We start from the raw sequence: 15284 nt of genomic DNA on the forward strand, positions 1-15284 counted from the left end.
CACCCAAGCAATTTGCGTTCTTGAACACAAGAGCTGGCAAGTTGCGGTGTGTGAAGACGATACAAACCGAAAGTTTGCGTAACACACAAATCTATTACATACCCATTCGCTGGAACGTTAACCGCAAGGTAAACGCGCTGGCTACCGAATTTCTTGACGACCATAGAGCATTGGAACCACCTGATCCCATCCCGAACTCAGTAGTGAAACGATGCATCGCCGATGGTAGTGTGGGGTTTCCCCATGTGAGAGTAGGTCATCGTCAAGATTAAATTCCAAACCCCCTGTCTGCTCACGCAGACAGGGGGTTTGTTTTTGTGGCGAGAAAAAAGCTCCTGATTTAACTCGTACAAAAATGCGATAACAGGTGCGCTTTGGCTGGGTTCAGGCCGCAGGCTTTCTATGCAATAGCCCTACTCATGGCTATTATGCGTGCCTGATTGTGAGGCGATACTTGCATGCTGACGTTGTTGAAACTACTCAAAGATGGTCGATTTCATTCGGGGCAGGCGCTTGGGGCCGCGCTCGGTGTTAGCCGTAGCGCTGTGTGGAAACAGCTTCAGCACCTGGAGTCTGAATTGAACCTGTCCATTCACAAGGTTCGTGGTCGTGGCTATCAGTTGCCGGCTCCGCTGGAGCTTCTTGAGTCAGATAAGGTGGCTGGCAGTTGTTTTCCGGTAGCTATACATGAATCCTTGGACTCAACGAACGCAGAGGCCTTGCGTGCCATTGATCGCGGTGCCGTTGCTCCCTTTGTAATTCTGGCGGAACGACAGCTTGCAGGCAGGGGGCGCCGGGGACGCAAGTGGATCAGTCCGTTCGCAGAGAATATTTACTACAGTCTGGTTCTTCGGATTGATGGCGGTATGCGCCGGCTTGAAGGGCTTAGTCTTGTGGTGGGGTTGGCGGTTTTGCGTGCTCTTCGAGAGATGGGTATGGAAGGTGCTGGACTTAAGTGGCCGAATGACGTGCTGGTCGGCAATAAGAAGATTGCTGGCATTTTGCTCGAGTTAGTCGGTGATCCAGCCGATGTGTGTCACGTAGTCATTGGTGTTGGTATCAATGCCAATATGCGGGTCGCCAATGAGGTCGATCAGGCTTGGACATCCATCTTCCTGGAGTCTGGCAAAGCAATAAACCGCAATACGCTCGTATCGAGTCTAAATGAGAGTTTGCTCGCGTATCTCAAACGCCATGAATCGTCTGGATTTGCGGCTATCCAGGCTGAATGGGAGATGAATCATTTGTGGCAGGGGCGCGAAGTGTCGCTGATTGCTGGAGTGCATCAAGTGGACGGTACGGTAATTGGTATTGATCAGCAGGGTGCACTTCGCTTGCGTGTCGAGGGCGAAGAGAAGGTTTTCAGTGGCGGCGAGCTCAGCTTGAGGTTGCGCCATGATTCTTGAGCTGGATTGTGGTAACAGCTTCATAAAGTGGCGCGTGCTCGACGATGAAAAAATTGCTGGAGGAGGGGTCGTAGATTCCGATACGGCACTTATTGCAGCAGTACGATGTGTGCCAGCACTGGATGTCGTGCAGTGTCGCCTGGTCAGTGTGCGTACTGATGAAGAGACCTCTCTGCTGGTGGCAAGTATCGCCTCGGCGTTCGGGGTTGGGGTCATGTGCGCCGAGCCCGCCAGAGCGGTTTCGGGAGTCAGCAATGGCTACGAAGATTTTTCTCGCCTGGGCCTCGACCGCTGGCTGGCTCTGGTCGGCGGCTATGAATTGGCAAAACGTGCGTGCCTGGTTCTGGATTTTGGCACGGCTGTAACGGCAGATTTTGTAGCGGTTGATGGGCAGCATCTGGGAGGCTTTATTTGCCCTGGAATGCCCCTGATGCGTGATCAGTTGCGCACCCACACACGACGAATCAGATATGACGATTTTTCCGCCGAGCAAGCGCTGCTTTTGCGGACCCCGGGGCGTACAACGGCAGAGGCCGTAGAGCGTGGCTGCTTGTTGATGATGCGGGGTTTCGTTTTGACTCAGTTGGAATTGGCGCGAGAGTACTGGGGGAAAGAGTTTGAGGTTTTTCTCACGGGAGGTGACGCTGCCCTGGTGAACGATATGGTCCCAGGCGCACGATTGATTCAGGATCTTGTATTTGTCGGCTTGGCTGTAGCTTGTCCCTTTTCCTGAGGTTCTTATGCGTTGGCTGTTTCTGCTGCTGGTTGTTCTCAATGTTTTCTATTACGTGTGGCATCAGCAGGAGGCGCCTGTAAGGGTCAAGGAGGTTGTTTCCTTGTCGCTATACAAGGGCAGCCAGCAGGATATACGACTATTGAGTGAGGCTCGGCCTTTAATCCCCGCTGGGGTAGTCCCTGTTGATCATTTGGAGGGGGTGGAGTGTACCTATCTCGGTAATATCTCCAGTGAAGACCAGTTGCGCAGAATTCAGCGCAGGCTCGCCGACATGGATATTCAGGCGCAGAGAGCTTATGTCAATACGGGGGATTTGGTGGGATATGCGATTCAGATCGATCCTGAAAGCAGCTCCAGGATCAATGAAATGCTCCTGCAGGACCTTGCCAATGAATTCAATGAGTTAAAACACAAAAAAATGCAGTGCGAGGGGTTGCAGGTGCCCGGTTCTTTGCATAGAATGGCGCCCGCTCCACAGTGAACGCCTAACAGGCTTTGAAGTGTGAAGTGAGTCGAGATGCTAACCTCATGAATTAATTGAAGAAAGCGCTTGACAGAAGGGTAGAATGATGTAGAATTCTGCCTCGCTTAGGAGGGGTTCCCGAGCGGCCAAAGGGATCAGACTGTAAATCTGACGTCTACGACTTCGAAGGTTCGAATCCTTCCCCCTCCACCATATTTAAGCTCGAATAGCAAGATTTGCGGGTGTAGTTTAGTGGTAGAACCTCAGCCTTCCAAGCTGATGATGCGGGTTCGATTCCCGCCACCCGCTCCAGTCTCGCTGTTTTTGCGATGTGTTTTGCTCTTGTAGCTCAGTTGGTAGAGCACACCCTTGGTAAGGGTGAGGTCAGCGGTTCAAATCCGCTCAAGAGCTCCATATAACAAGGCAGATATGAAAATATCTGCCTTTGTTTTAACAGGTGCATAGCCTGTCCGGAGTGTTTGCTGGTAGTGCCAGATGCTTGGTGTTGCTGCTCTGGTTGGTGTTGCTGTTGTAGGCGGCTCGCATTCTGCTGTTTACAAGGTCATATGCTCAGCTTGGCTGGTTTTATGGCAAAAGTAATTGCATTGGTTGTTGAAAAGTCTCTCTCGTGCCTGCATAATTCGCGGCTCGATAATGTTTTAGGTCAGTAGCTCAATTGGCAGAGCGACGGTCTCCAAAACCGTAGGTTGGGGGTTCGATTCCCTCCTGACCTGCCAGATTCGCTCATTGCGTCTGGCTTTCTTTTCACAGGATCCTCTTAGATGACTCCCAAGGCTGAAGTTCAAGGCTCTCGCTTCGATCTCCTCAAGTGGCTTGTAGTGGTTGCTCTTGTGGTGGTTGGCGTTGTTGGGAATCAGTATTATTCTGGTTCGCCGATCCTGTATCGTGTCATTGCACTTCTTGTGATTGCTGCTGTTGCTGCCTATGTGGGTTTGCAGACGGCAAAAGGCAAGTCGTTCTCTGTCTTGGTGAAGGAAGCTCGTACTGAGATTCGTAAAGTCGTATGGCCAACTCGCCAAGAAACTACGCAGACCACGTTGATCGTGGTGGCTGTTGTTCTAGTTATGGCGTTGCTGTTGTGGGGTTTAGATTCCCTGCTCGGTTGGCTCGTTTCCTTGATTGTTGGCTAAGGGTGTCCCGTGGCTAAGCGTTGGTACGTAGTGCATGCTTATTCGGGTTACGAAAAGCATGTTATGCGCTCTTTGATTGAGCGTATTAAGCTGGCAGGCATGGAAGAAGGCTTCGGCGAAATTCTGGTTCCCACTGAAGAAGTGGTTGAAATGCGTAATGGCCAGAAACGCAAAAGCGAGCGCAAGTTCTTCCCTGGATACGTGCTGGTTCAAATGGACATGAGCGAAGGGACTTGGCACTTAGTCAAGGATACCCCTCGCGTAATGGGCTTCATTGGTGGTACCGCTGATAAACCGGCGCCGATCACTGATAAAGAGGCAGAAGCAATTCTGCGTCGCGTTGCTGATGGTAGCGACAAGCCCAAGCCGAAAACACTGTTCGAGCCAGGTGAAGTTGTTCGCGTCACCGATGGCCCGTTTGCTGATTTCAATGGCACTGTTGAAGAAGTTAACTACGAAAAGAGTCGCATCCAAGTGGCAGTGCTCATTTTCGGTCGCTCTACTCCGGTAGAGCTAGAGTTCAGCCAGGTCGAAAAGGTCTAACTGGACACGAATCCCAACCCCATGGCTTCGGCTGTGGGGTTTTGTCGTCACTGGGATAAACGCGCAAGTAACCGGGGAGCCTTTCTAGGCGTCTGAACCCGTAATTGGAGTGCCTCATGGCCAAGAAGATTACCGCTTACATCAAGCTGCAAGTGAAGGCCGCTCAGGCCAACCCAAGCCCACCTGTCGGCCCAGCATTGGGTCAACACGGTGTGAACATCATGGAATTCTGCAAGGCTTTCAACGCCCGTACTCAGGGTATTGAACCAGGTCTGCCGACTCCAGTGATCATCACTGTTTACAGCGACCGTAGCTTCACATTCGAAACCAAATCGACTCCTGCTTCGGTTCTGCTGAAGAAGGCTGCCGGTTTGACTAGCGGTTCCGCTCGTCCAAACACCGTTAAGGTTGGCACTGTTACCCGTGCTCAGCTGGAAGAAATCGCGAAAACCAAAAACGCGGATCTGACTGCAGCTGATATGGAAGCAGCCGTGCGTACCATCGCCGGTTCTGCTCGTAGCATGGGCCTTAACGTGGAGGGTGTGTAATGGCTAAGCTGACTAAGCGTCAAAAGGCAATCGCCGGTAAAATTGAAGCTGGCAAGTCTTACAACTTTGTAGACGCTGCTGCTTTGCTGGCTGAGTTGTCCACCGTCAAGTTCAGCGAGTCTTTTGACATCGCTGTTAACCTGGGCGTAGACCCACGTAAATCTGACCAGGTTGTTCGTAGCGCTACTGTGCTGCCACACGGCACTGGCAAGACTGTACGTGTAGCTGTGTTCACCCAAGGTCCAGCTGCTGAGGCTGCTTTGGCTGCCGGTGCTGATCGCGTTGGTATGGACGACCTGGCTGCCGAAATGAAAGGCGGCGACCTGAACTATGACGTAGTTATTGCATCCCCGGACGCAATGCGTGTTGTAGGTCAGTTGGGTCAGATCCTTGGTCCACGTGGTCTGATGCCTAACCCTAAGGTTGGTACTGTAACTCCAGACGTAGCTACTGCGGTTAAGAACGCAAAAGCTGGTCAGGTTCGTTATCGCACTGACAAAAACGGTATCATTCACACCTCCGTTGGCAAGATCGGCTTTGATGCCGTCAAGCTGAAGGAAAACGTTGAAGCACTGATCGCTGATCTGAAGCGTATCAAGCCAGCTTCCTCGAAAGGTATTTACGTTAAGCGCGTTACCCTGAGCACCACTATGGGCCCGGGCCTGGTCATCGACCAGGGTTCTCTGGACGCGTAAAACAAATTGGCGCGGCTTGCCGTGCCAATGAAAGATTGGGGTCCCTGCCTGGCGGGGGCTATCCAAGACCGTAGGCGGCGAAAGTCTTAAACCTCAAGCCTACGCAGATGGTGCTCCCGGTTCCTTACCGAATCAGACACCAAAACGACATCCGACTCAGGTCAGATGAAACGGTAACAAGCAGGAGTTAAACCCGTGGCAATTAAACTCGAAGACAAGAAGGCCATCGTCGCTGAAGTCAACGAGGCTGCCAAAGTTGCCCTGTCTGCTGTTGTGGCTGATGCCCGCGGTGTGACAGTAGGCGCTATGACCGGACTCCGTAAAGAGGCTCGTGAAGCTGGCGTTTACGTACGCGTTGTACGTAACACCCTGCTCAAGCGCGCTGTTGCTGACACTGAATACAGTGTTCTCAACGACGTGTTCACCGGCCCGACCTTGATCGCTTTCTCCAACGAACATCCAGGTGCTGCTGCCCGTTTGTTCAAAGAGTTCGCTAAAGGTCAGGATAAGTTCGAGATCAAGGCAGCTGCGTTCGAGGGCAAGTTCCTCGCAGCTAATCAGATCGACGTACTGGCAAGTCTGCCGACCCGTGACGAAGCAATTTCTCAGCTGATGAGCGTGATTCAAGGCGCTACCAGCAAATTGGCTCGTACTCTGGCGGCACTTCGCGACCAGAAAGAAGCTGCTGCAGCCTAAGGCTGAGCTACTCCTTTCAGCGTTTATTGTTTATTTCGATAGCCGCCTAGGCTGTCACCCCAATACAGGAATTTATAGTCATGTCTCTGACTACTCAAGAAATCATCGACGCAATCGGTTCGAAATCCGTTCTGGAAATCGTTGAGCTGATCAAGGCAATGGAAGAAGCATTCGGCGTTTCCGCTGCTGCTGCTTCTGCTGGTCCTGCTGCTGCCGCTGCTGTTGTTGAAGAGCAAACTGAATTCAACGTCATGCTGCTGGAAGCTGGCGAGAAGAAAGTTAACGTGATCAAGGCTGTTCGCGAGCTGACTGGTCTGGGCTTGAAAGAAGCCAAGGCAGTAGTAGACAGCGCTCCTAGCGTTGTTCTGGAAGCTGTTGCGAAAGACGCAGCTGACAAAGCCAAGGCTACCTTGGAAGAAGCAGGCGCTAAAGTCGAGCTGAAGTAAGCCTCGACCTTGCGTCTCCAGCCCAAGCGTTAAGCAGAAGGCTGATGGCTGGTGGCTCTTGCCACCGGCCTTTTTCCGTTATTGGCTGCCGACTGGGTCGGCGTCTTTAACGTGCTGTAACCACCCTGTGCGGTGGAGCAAACCAAGGGGTTTGCACGATTTTCTGGCTGCTCCCGTCGGGAGAGGCCAAACAAGCAGGTGACCAAGCTGGGGAACGCTGATGGCTTACTCATATACTGAGAAAAAACGTATCCGCAAGGACTTTAGCAAGTTGCCGGACGTCATGGATGTGCCGTATCTCTTGGCAATCCAGCTGGATTCGTATCGTGAATTCTTGCAGGCGGGAGCGACTAAAGATCAGTTCCGCGACGTGGGCCTGCATGCGGCCTTCAAATCCGTTTTCCCGATCATCAGCTACTCCGGCAATGCTGCGCTGGAGTACGTCGGTTATCGCTTGGGCGAGCCGGCATTTGATGTTAAAGAATGCGTGTTGCGCGGTGTAACTTACGCCGTACCTTTGCGGGTAAAAGTTCGTTTGATCATTTTCGACAAAGAATCGTCGAACAAAGCGATCAAGGACATCAAAGAGCAAGAAGTCTACATGGGTGAAATCCCCCTGATGACTGAGAACGGTACCTTTGTAATCAATGGCACCGAGCGTGTAATTGTTTCCCAGTTGCACCGTTCCCCGGGCGTGTTCTTTGACCACGACCGTGGCAAGACGCATAGCTCCGGTAAACTGCTTTATTCCGCGCGTATCATTCCTTACCGTGGTTCGTGGTTGGACTTTGAGTTCGATCCGAAAGACTGCGTGTTCGTACGTATTGACCGTCGTCGCAAGCTGCCTGCATCGGTATTGCTGCGCGCGCTGGGTTATACGACTGAGCAGGTGCTGGACGCGTTCTACACCACCAACGTATTCCACGTTCAGGGCGAAAGCATTAGCCTGGAACTGGTACCTCATCGCCTGCGCGGTGAGATCGCGGCCATCGATATTACCGATGACAAAGGCAAGGTGATTGTTGAGCAGGGTCGTCGTATCACTGCTCGTCATATCAACCAGCTGGAAAAAGCCGGTATCAAAGAGCTCGTTATGCCTCTGGACTATGTCCTGGGTCGCACAACGGCCAAGGCTATCGTGCATCCGGCTACCGGCGAAATCATTGCTGAGTGCAACACCGAGCTGACCACCGAGATTCTGGCGAAAATCGCCAAGAGCCAAGTTGTCCGTATCGAAACGTTGTACACCAACGATATCGACTGCGGTCCGTTCGTCTCCGACACTCTGAAGATCGATTCCACCAGCAACCAATTGGAAGCGCTGGTCGAGATCTATCGCATGATGCGTCCAGGCGAGCCGCCAACCAAAGACGCTGCCGAGACTCTGTTCAACAACCTGTTCTTCAGCCCTGAGCGCTATGACCTGTCTGCGGTCGGCCGGATGAAGTTCAACCGTCGTATCGGTCGTACCGAGATCGAAGGTTCGGGCGTGTTGTGCAAAGAAGACATCGTCGCGGTACTGAAGACTCTGGTCGACATCCGTAACGGTAAAGGCATCGTCGATGACATCGACCACCTGGGTAACCGTCGTGTTCGCTGTGTAGGCGAAATGGCTGAAAACCAGTTCCGCGTTGGCCTGGTACGTGTTGAGCGTGCGGTCAAAGAGCGTCTGTCGATGGCTGAAAGCGAAGGCCTGATGCCGCAAGACCTGATCAACGCCAAGCCAGTGGCTGCGGCGGTGAAAGAGTTCTTCGGCTCCAGCCAGCTCTCGCAGTTCATGGACCAGAACAACCCTCTGTCCGAGATCACCCACAAGCGCCGTGTTTCTGCACTGGGCCCGGGCGGTCTGACGCGTGAGCGTGCAGGCTTTGAAGTTCGTGACGTACACCCGACTCACTACGGTCGTGTATGCCCGATTGAAACGCCGGAAGGTCCAAACATCGGTCTGATCAACTCCCTGGCCGCCTATGCGCGCACCAACCAGTACGGCTTCCTTGAGAGCCCGTACCGCGTGGTGAAAGACGCTTTGGTCACCGACGAGATCGTATTCCTGTCCGCCATCGAAGAAGCCGATCACGTGATCGCTCAGGCTTCGGCCACGATGAACGACAAGAAAGTCCTGATCGACGAACTGGTAGCTGTTCGTCACTTGAACGAATTCACCGTCAAGGCGCCGGAAGACGTCACCCTGATGGACGTTTCGCCGAAGCAGGTTGTGTCGGTTGCAGCGTCGTTGATTCCGTTCCTCGAGCACGATGACGCCAACCGTGCGTTGATGGGTTCGAACATGCAGCGTCAAGCTGTACCTACCCTGCGCGCTGACAAGCCGCTGGTTGGTACCGGCATGGAGCGTAACGTAGCCCGTGACTCCGGCGTTTGCGTCGTGGCTCGTCGTGGTGGCGTGATCGACTCCGTTGATGCAAGCCGTATCGTGGTACGTGTTGCTGATGACGAAGTAGAAACTGGCGAAGCCGGTGTCGACATCTACAACTTGACCAAATACACCCGCTCCAACCAGAACACCTGCATTAACCAGCGTCCGCTGGTTCGCAAGGGTGATCGCGTGCAGCGCAGCGACATCATGGCCGATGGTCCGTCCACCGATATGGGTGAGCTGGCTTTGGGTCAGAACATGCGCATCGCGTTCATGGCCTGGAACGGTTACAACTTCGAAGACTCCATCTGCTTGTCGGAACGGGTTGTTCAAGAAGATCGCTTTACCACGATCCACATCCAGGAACTGACCTGTGTGGCACGTGACACCAAGCTTGGGCCTGAAGAGATCACTGCAGACATCCCTAACGTGGGTGAAGCTGCACTGAACAAACTGGACGAAGCCGGTATCGTTTACGTTGGTGCTGAAGTTGGCGCGGGCGACATTCTGGTAGGTAAGGTCACTCCGAAAGGCGAGACCCAGCTGACTCCGGAAGAGAAGCTGTTGCGTGCAATCTTCGGTGAAAAAGCCAGCGACGTTAAAGACACCTCCCTGCGCGTACCTACCGGTACCAAAGGTACTGTCATCGACGTGCAGGTCTTCACTCGCGATGGCGTTGAGCGTGATGCTCGTGCCCTGTCGATCGAGAAGACTCAGCTGGACGAGATCCGCAAGGATCTGAACGAAGAGTTCCGTATCGTTGAAGGCGCCACTTTTGAACGTCTGCGCTCTGCACTGGTTGGCCGTATAGCCGAAGGTGGAGCCGGTCTGAAGAAAGGTCAGGAAATCACCAATGAAATCCTGGACGGTCTTGAGCATGGTCAGTGGTTCAAACTGCGCATGGCTGAAGATGCTCTGAACGAGCAGCTTGAAAAAGCCCAGGCTTACATCATCGATCGCCGTCGTCTGCTGGACGACAAGTTCGAAGACAAGAAGCGCAAACTGCAGCAGGGCGATGACCTGGCTCCGGGCGTGCTGAAAATCGTCAAGGTTTACCTGGCAATCCGTCGTCGCATCCAGCCGGGTGACAAGATGGCTGGTCGTCACGGTAACAAAGGTGTGGTCTCCGTGATCATGCCGGTTGAAGACATGCCGTACGATGCCAATGGCACCCCGGTCGATGTGGTCCTCAACCCGTTGGGCGTACCTTCGCGTATGAACGTTGGTCAGATTCTCGAAACTCACCTGGGCCTCGCAGCCAAAGGTTTGGGCGAGAAGATCAACCTCATGATTGAAGAGCAGCGCAAGGTTGCTGACCTGCGCAAGTTCCTGCATGAGATCTACAACGAGATTGGCGGTCGTCAAGAAAGCCTGGATGACTTCTCCGACCAGGAAATCCTGGATCTGGCGAAGAACCTTCGTGGCGGTGTGCCGATGGCTACCCCGGTGTTCGACGGTGCCAAGGAAAGCGAAATCAAGGCAATGTTGCGCCTGGCAGATCTGCCGGACAGCGGCCAGATGACGCTGACTGACGGCCGTACCGGCAACCAGTTTGAACGTCCGGTTACTGTTGGCTACATGTACATGCTGAAGCTGAACCACTTGGTAGACGACAAGATGCACGCTCGTTCTACCGGTTCTTACAGCTTGGTTACCCAGCAGCCGCTGGGTGGTAAGGCACAGTTCGGTGGTCAGCGTTTCGGGGAGATGGAGGTTTGGGCGCTGGAAGCATACGGCGCGGCATACACTCTGCAAGAAATGCTCACAGTGAAGTCGGATGATGTGAACGGTCGTACCAAGATGTACAAAAACATCGTGGACGGCGATCACCGTATGGAGCCGGGCATGCCCGAGTCCTTTAACGTGTTGATCAAAGAAATTCGTTCCCTCGGCATCGATATCGATCTGGAAACCGAATAACACGTGACGTGAATCGAGAGCGGGGCGGTATTGCCCGCTCTCTGCTCCGCCAGGAGGAAAGGCCTTGAAAGACCTACTGAATTTGCTGAAAAACCAGGGTCAAGTCGAAGAGTTCGACGCCATCCGTATTGGATTGGCATCGCCTGAGATGATCCGTTCGTGGTCGTTCGGTGAAGTTAAAAAACCGGAAACCATCAACTACCGTACGTTCAAGCCTGAGCGTGACGGCCTGTTCTGCGCCAAAATCTTTGGCCCGGTTAAGGATTACGAGTGCCTGTGCGGTAAGTACAAGCGCTTGAAGCACCGCGGTGTGATCTGTGAGAAGTGTGGCGTTGAAGTCGCTCTGGCCAAGGTCCGTCGCGAGCGCATGGCTCACATCGAACTGGCATCGCCGGTTGCTCACATCTGGTTCCTGAAATCGCTGCCGTCCCGTATCGGTTTGCTGATGGACATGACCCTGCGTGATATCGAACGCGTTCTCTACTTCGAGAGCTATGTCGTTATTGATCCGGGCATGACCACTCTTGAGAAAGGTCAGCTGCTGAACGATGAGCAGTACTTCGAAGCGCTGGAAGAGTTCGGCGACGACTTTGATGCCCGTATGGGTGCTGAAGCTGTCCGTGAACTGCTGCACGCTATCGATCTGGAACACGAGATTGGCCGTCTGCGCGAAGAAATTCCGCAAACCAACTCCGAAACCAAAATCAAGAAACTGTCCAAGCGCCTGAAGTTGATGGAAGCCTTCCTGGGCTCCGGCAACCTTCCTGAGTGGATGGTGCTGACCGTTCTGCCGGTTCTGCCGCCAGATCTGCGTCCTTTGGTTCCGCTGGATGGTGGTCGTTTCGCGACTTCCGACCTCAACGATCTGTATCGTCGAGTGATCAACCGTAACAACCGCTTGAAGCGCCTGCTTGATCTGTCCGCTCCGGACATCATCGTGCGTAACGAAAAGCGTATGTTGCAAGAAGCGGTCGACGCATTGCTCGACAACGGCCGTCGTGGCCGCGCTATCACCGGTTCCAACAAGCGTCCTCTGAAATCCCTGGCTGACATGATCAAGGGTAAGCAGGGTCGTTTCCGTCAGAACTTGCTCGGTAAGCGTGTTGACTACTCGGGTCGTTCGGTAATTACCGTAGGTCCGACCCTGCGTCTGCACCAGTGCGGTCTGCCGAAAAAAATGGCTCTCGAGCTGTTTAAGCCGTTCATCTTCGGCAAGCTTGAAATGCGCGGTCTCGCGACCACCATCAAAGCAGCCAAGAAAATGGTTGAGCGCGAATTGCCAGAGGTTTGGGACGTTCTCGCAGAAGTAATTCGCGAACACCCGGTTCTCCTCAACCGTGCACCGACCCTTCACCGTCTGGGTATCCAGGCGTTTGAACCGGTACTGATCGAAGGTAAGGCTATCCAGCTGCACCCGTTGGTCTGTGCTGCGTACAACGCTGACTTCGACGGCGACCAAATGGCCGTGCACGTACCGCTGACACTGGAAGCCCAGCTGGAAGCGCGTGCGTTGATGATGTCGACCAACAACATTCTGTCGCCAGCCAACGGTGAGCCAATCATCGTTCCGTCGCAGGACGTTGTATTGGGTCTGTACTACATGACTCGTGAAGCGATCAACGCCAAGGGCGAAGGTCGTGTATTCGCGGATCTGCAAGAAGTTGACCGTGTATTCCGTGCCGGCGAAGCCGCACTGCATGCCAAGGTTAAAGTGCGGATCAACGAAACCGTCAATGACCGTGATGGTGGCAGCGTGAGCGGCACCCGTATCGTCGACACTACTGTCGGCCGTGCGCTGTTGTTCCAGGTTGTGCCTAAAGGTCTGTCGTACGATGTCGTCAACCTGCCGATGAAGAAAAAGGCGATCTCCAAACTGATCAACCAGTGCTACCGCGTGGTTGGTTTGAAAGAGACCGTGATTTTCGCTGACCAGTTGATGTACACCGGTTTTGCTTACTCGACCATTTCCGGCGTTTCCATCGGTGTTAACGACTTCGTTATCCCTGATGAAAAAGCCCGCATCATCGCGGCTGCAACCGATGAAGTGAAAGAGATCGAAAGTCAGTACGCCTCGGGCCTGGTAACACAGGGCGAGAAGTACAACAAAGTAATCGACCTTTGGTCGAAAGCTAACGACGAAGTCTCCAAGGCAATGATGTCGAACCTCTCGAAAGAGAAGGTTATTGACCGTCACGGCGTTGAGGTTGAGCAAGAGTCGTTCAACTCGATGTACATGATGGCCGACTCCGGCGCACGGGGTTCTGCGGCGCAGATCCGTCAGCTGGCCGGTATGCGTGGTCTGATGGCCAAGCCGGATGGCTCCATCATTGAAACGCCGATTACTGCGAACTTCCGTGAAGGTTTGAGCGTACTTCAGTACTTCATCTCTACTCACGGTGCTCGTAAGGGTCTGGCGGATACCGCCTTGAAAACTGCTAACTCCGGTTACTTGACGCGTCGTCTGGTAGACGTTGCGCAGGATCTGGTTGTGACTGAAGTCGACTGCGGGACCGAACACGGTCTGCTGATGACTCCGCACATTGAAGGCGGTGACGTTGTTGAGCCGTTGGGTGAGCGCGTACTGGGTCGAGTAATCGCCCGTGACGTATTCAAGCCGGGTACCGATGAAATCATCGTTCCTGCTGGCACCCTGGTCGACGAGAAGTGGGTTGAATTCATCGAGCTGAACAGCATCGACGAAGTAATCGTACGCTCGCCAATCAGTTGCGAAACACGCTTCGGTATCTGTGCCAAGTGCTACGGTCGCGATCTGGCCCGTGGTCACCAGGTGAACATCGGTGAAGCTGTCGGCGTAATCGCTGCCCAGTCGATCGGTGAGCCGGGTACACAGCTGACCATGCGTACGTTCCACATCGGTGGTGCGGCTAGCCGGACCTCTGCTGCTGACAGCGTTCAGGTGAAGAATGGCGGCACTGTCCGTCTGCACAACCTGAAGCACGTTGAGCGGGTAGATGGTTGCCTGGTAGCAGTATCCCGTTCCGGTGAGCTGGCAATCGCTGATGACTACGGTCGTGAGCGCGAGCGCTACAAGCTGCCGTACGGTGCCGTGATTTCGGTTAAAGAAGGTGACAAGGTCGACGCTGGCTCTATCGTAGCCAAGTGGGATCCGCACACTCACCCAATCGTTACCGAAATGAAAGGTACCGTGACCTACGTGGGCATGGAAGAAGGCATCACGATCAAGCGTCAGACTGACGAATTGACCGGTATGACCAACATTGAAGTGCTTGATGCCAAAGACCGTCCAGCTGCCGGTAAGGACATTCGTCCAGCCGTCAAGATGGTTGGTGTTGATGGCAAGGATCTGCTGTTGCCAGGTACCGACGTACCGGCTCAGTACTTCCTGCCGGCGAACGCCTTGGTCGGTGTAGCGGATGGTGCGGAAATCGCGATCGGTGACGTTATCGCTCGTATTCCGCAAGAAACTTCGAAAACTCGAGACATCACCGGTGGTCTGCCACGGGTTGCTGACTTGTTCGAAGCGCGTCGTCCGAAAGAAGCCTCGATTCTGGCTGAAGTCAGCGGCACCATCGCGTTCGGTAAAGAGACCAAAGGCAAGCGCCGTCTGGTCATTACTCCGAACGACGGTACTGATCCGTACGAAGAGCTGATTCCAAAGTGGCGTCACCTGAACGTCTTCGAAGGCGAACAAGTGAACCGCGGCGAAGTTATCTCCGACGGTCCGAGCGATCCACACGACATCCTGCGTTTGCTGGGCGTGAGTGCGTTGGCCAAGTACATCGTTAACGAAATTCAAGACGTTTACCGTCTGCAAGGCGTAAAAATCAACGATAAGCACATCGAGACGATTCTTCGTCAGATGCTGCGTAAAGTTGAGATTGCCGAGTCTGGCGATTCCACCTTCATCAAGGGCGACCAGATGGAGTTGACGCATGTACTGGTCGAGAACGAGCGCCTGGGCAACGAAGATAAATTCGTGTCCAAGTTCACTCGCGTTCTGTTGGGTATCACCAAGGCGTCGTTGTCGACTGAGTCGTTCATCTCCGCGGCCTCTTTCCAAGAGACTACCCGCGTACTGACCGAAGCAGCGGTAACCGGCAAGCGCGATTACCTGCGTGGCCTGAAAGAAAACGTGGTCGTGGGTCGTTTGATCCCGGCTGGTACCGGTCTGGCATACCACAGCGAGCGCAAGCGTCGTCGTGAGGCTGACAAACCGTTGCGCGTAAGCGCCAGTGAAGTGGAAGCTGCACTGACCGAAGCACTGAACTCGAGCGGTAACTGAGTTCTGAGCTAATTGAAGGGTGGGCCCCGGCCGTTCCGTTCA

At 53.8% G+C, this 15284-nt stretch carries 11 protein-coding genes, 4 tRNA genes and 1 rRNA gene; all 16 read left to right on the forward strand.

All coding sequences use genetic code 11. The annotated features are described in order from the left end of the window. Positions 1 to 152: 152 nt before the first annotated feature. Positions 153 to 268 (forward strand): 5S ribosomal RNA (gene rrf, locus ACP7BO_RS00005). A gap of 190 nt (positions 269 to 458) precedes the next feature. After that, on the forward strand, positions 459 to 1406 hold the full coding sequence (birA, locus tag ACP7BO_RS00010; RefSeq protein WP_397455620.1) for a bifunctional biotin--[acetyl-CoA-carboxylase] ligase/biotin operon repressor BirA: 948 nt from the start codon (positions 459 to 461) through the stop codon (positions 1404 to 1406). Next, positions 1396 to 2139, forward strand: coding sequence for a pantothenate kinase (locus ACP7BO_RS00015; RefSeq protein WP_397455621.1), 744 nt, complete (start codon positions 1396 to 1398; stop codon positions 2137 to 2139). Before birA ends, ACP7BO_RS00015 begins: the two co-directional genes overlap by 11 nt. A gap of 7 nt (positions 2140 to 2146) precedes the next feature. Then, complete coding sequence (locus tag ACP7BO_RS00020) at positions 2147 to 2623, forward strand: hypothetical protein (RefSeq protein ID WP_397455623.1); 477 nt, start codon at positions 2147 to 2149, stop codon at positions 2621 to 2623. 110 nt (positions 2624 to 2733) lie between these two features. After that, a tRNA-Tyr gene (locus tag ACP7BO_RS00025) sits at positions 2734 to 2818 on the forward strand. 25 nt (positions 2819 to 2843) lie between these two features. Next, a tRNA-Gly gene (locus ACP7BO_RS00030) sits at positions 2844 to 2917 on the forward strand. Positions 2918 to 2943: 26 nt separating this feature from the next. Continuing rightward, a tRNA-Thr gene (locus tag ACP7BO_RS00035) sits at positions 2944 to 3019 on the forward strand. 247 nt (positions 3020 to 3266) lie between these two features. Further along, positions 3267 to 3342, forward strand: a tRNA-Trp gene (locus ACP7BO_RS00040). A 45-nt stretch (positions 3343 to 3387) separates the two neighbouring features. Next, on the forward strand, positions 3388 to 3756 hold the full coding sequence (secE, locus tag ACP7BO_RS00045) for a preprotein translocase subunit SecE (RefSeq protein ID WP_003444399.1): 369 nt from the start codon (positions 3388 to 3390) through the stop codon (positions 3754 to 3756). Between the two features lie 9 nt (positions 3757 to 3765). Further along, positions 3766 to 4299 carry a transcription termination/antitermination protein NusG gene (gene nusG, locus ACP7BO_RS00050; RefSeq protein WP_003444397.1) on the forward strand — a complete coding sequence of 178 codons (534 nt, stop codon included), beginning with the start codon at positions 3766 to 3768 and terminating at the stop codon, positions 4297 to 4299. Between the two features lie 116 nt (positions 4300 to 4415). Next, complete coding sequence (rplK, locus tag ACP7BO_RS00055) at positions 4416 to 4847, forward strand: 50S ribosomal protein L11 (RefSeq protein WP_008008888.1); 432 nt, start codon at positions 4416 to 4418, stop codon at positions 4845 to 4847. Next, the gene (gene rplA, locus ACP7BO_RS00060) at positions 4847 to 5542 is read left to right on the forward strand and encodes a 50S ribosomal protein L1 (RefSeq protein ID WP_003444394.1); all 696 of its coding nucleotides are present in this window, start codon (positions 4847 to 4849) and stop codon (positions 5540 to 5542) included. The genes rplK and rplA overlap by 1 nt, the downstream gene beginning before the upstream one ends. A gap of 195 nt (positions 5543 to 5737) precedes the next feature. Then, positions 5738 to 6238 carry a 50S ribosomal protein L10 gene (gene rplJ / locus ACP7BO_RS00065; RefSeq protein ID WP_003444392.1) on the forward strand — a complete coding sequence of 167 codons (501 nt, stop codon included), beginning with the start codon at positions 5738 to 5740 and terminating at the stop codon, positions 6236 to 6238. Positions 6239 to 6318: 80 nt separating this feature from the next. Further along, positions 6319 to 6684: a 50S ribosomal protein L7/L12 gene (rplL, locus tag ACP7BO_RS00070; RefSeq protein ID WP_060696753.1), complete on the forward strand. Its 366-nt coding sequence runs from the start codon at positions 6319 to 6321 to the stop codon at positions 6682 to 6684. 220 nt (positions 6685 to 6904) lie between these two features. Next, the gene (rpoB, locus tag ACP7BO_RS00075) at positions 6905 to 10978 is read left to right on the forward strand and encodes a DNA-directed RNA polymerase subunit beta (protein WP_060696754.1); all 4074 of its coding nucleotides are present in this window, start codon (positions 6905 to 6907) and stop codon (positions 10976 to 10978) included. A 64-nt stretch (positions 10979 to 11042) separates the two neighbouring features. Continuing rightward, a complete protein-coding gene (rpoC, locus tag ACP7BO_RS00080) occupies positions 11043 to 15242 on the forward strand; it encodes a DNA-directed RNA polymerase subunit beta' (protein WP_060696755.1) in 4200 nt (1399 codons plus the stop codon). Positions 15243 to 15284: the final 42 nt, after the last annotated feature.

The sequence above is a fragment of the Pseudomonas sp. TWR2-1-1 genome, from assembly GCF_049897045.1.
GTDB classification, from domain to species: Bacteria; Pseudomonadota; Gammaproteobacteria; order Pseudomonadales; family Pseudomonadaceae; genus Aquipseudomonas; species Aquipseudomonas versuta.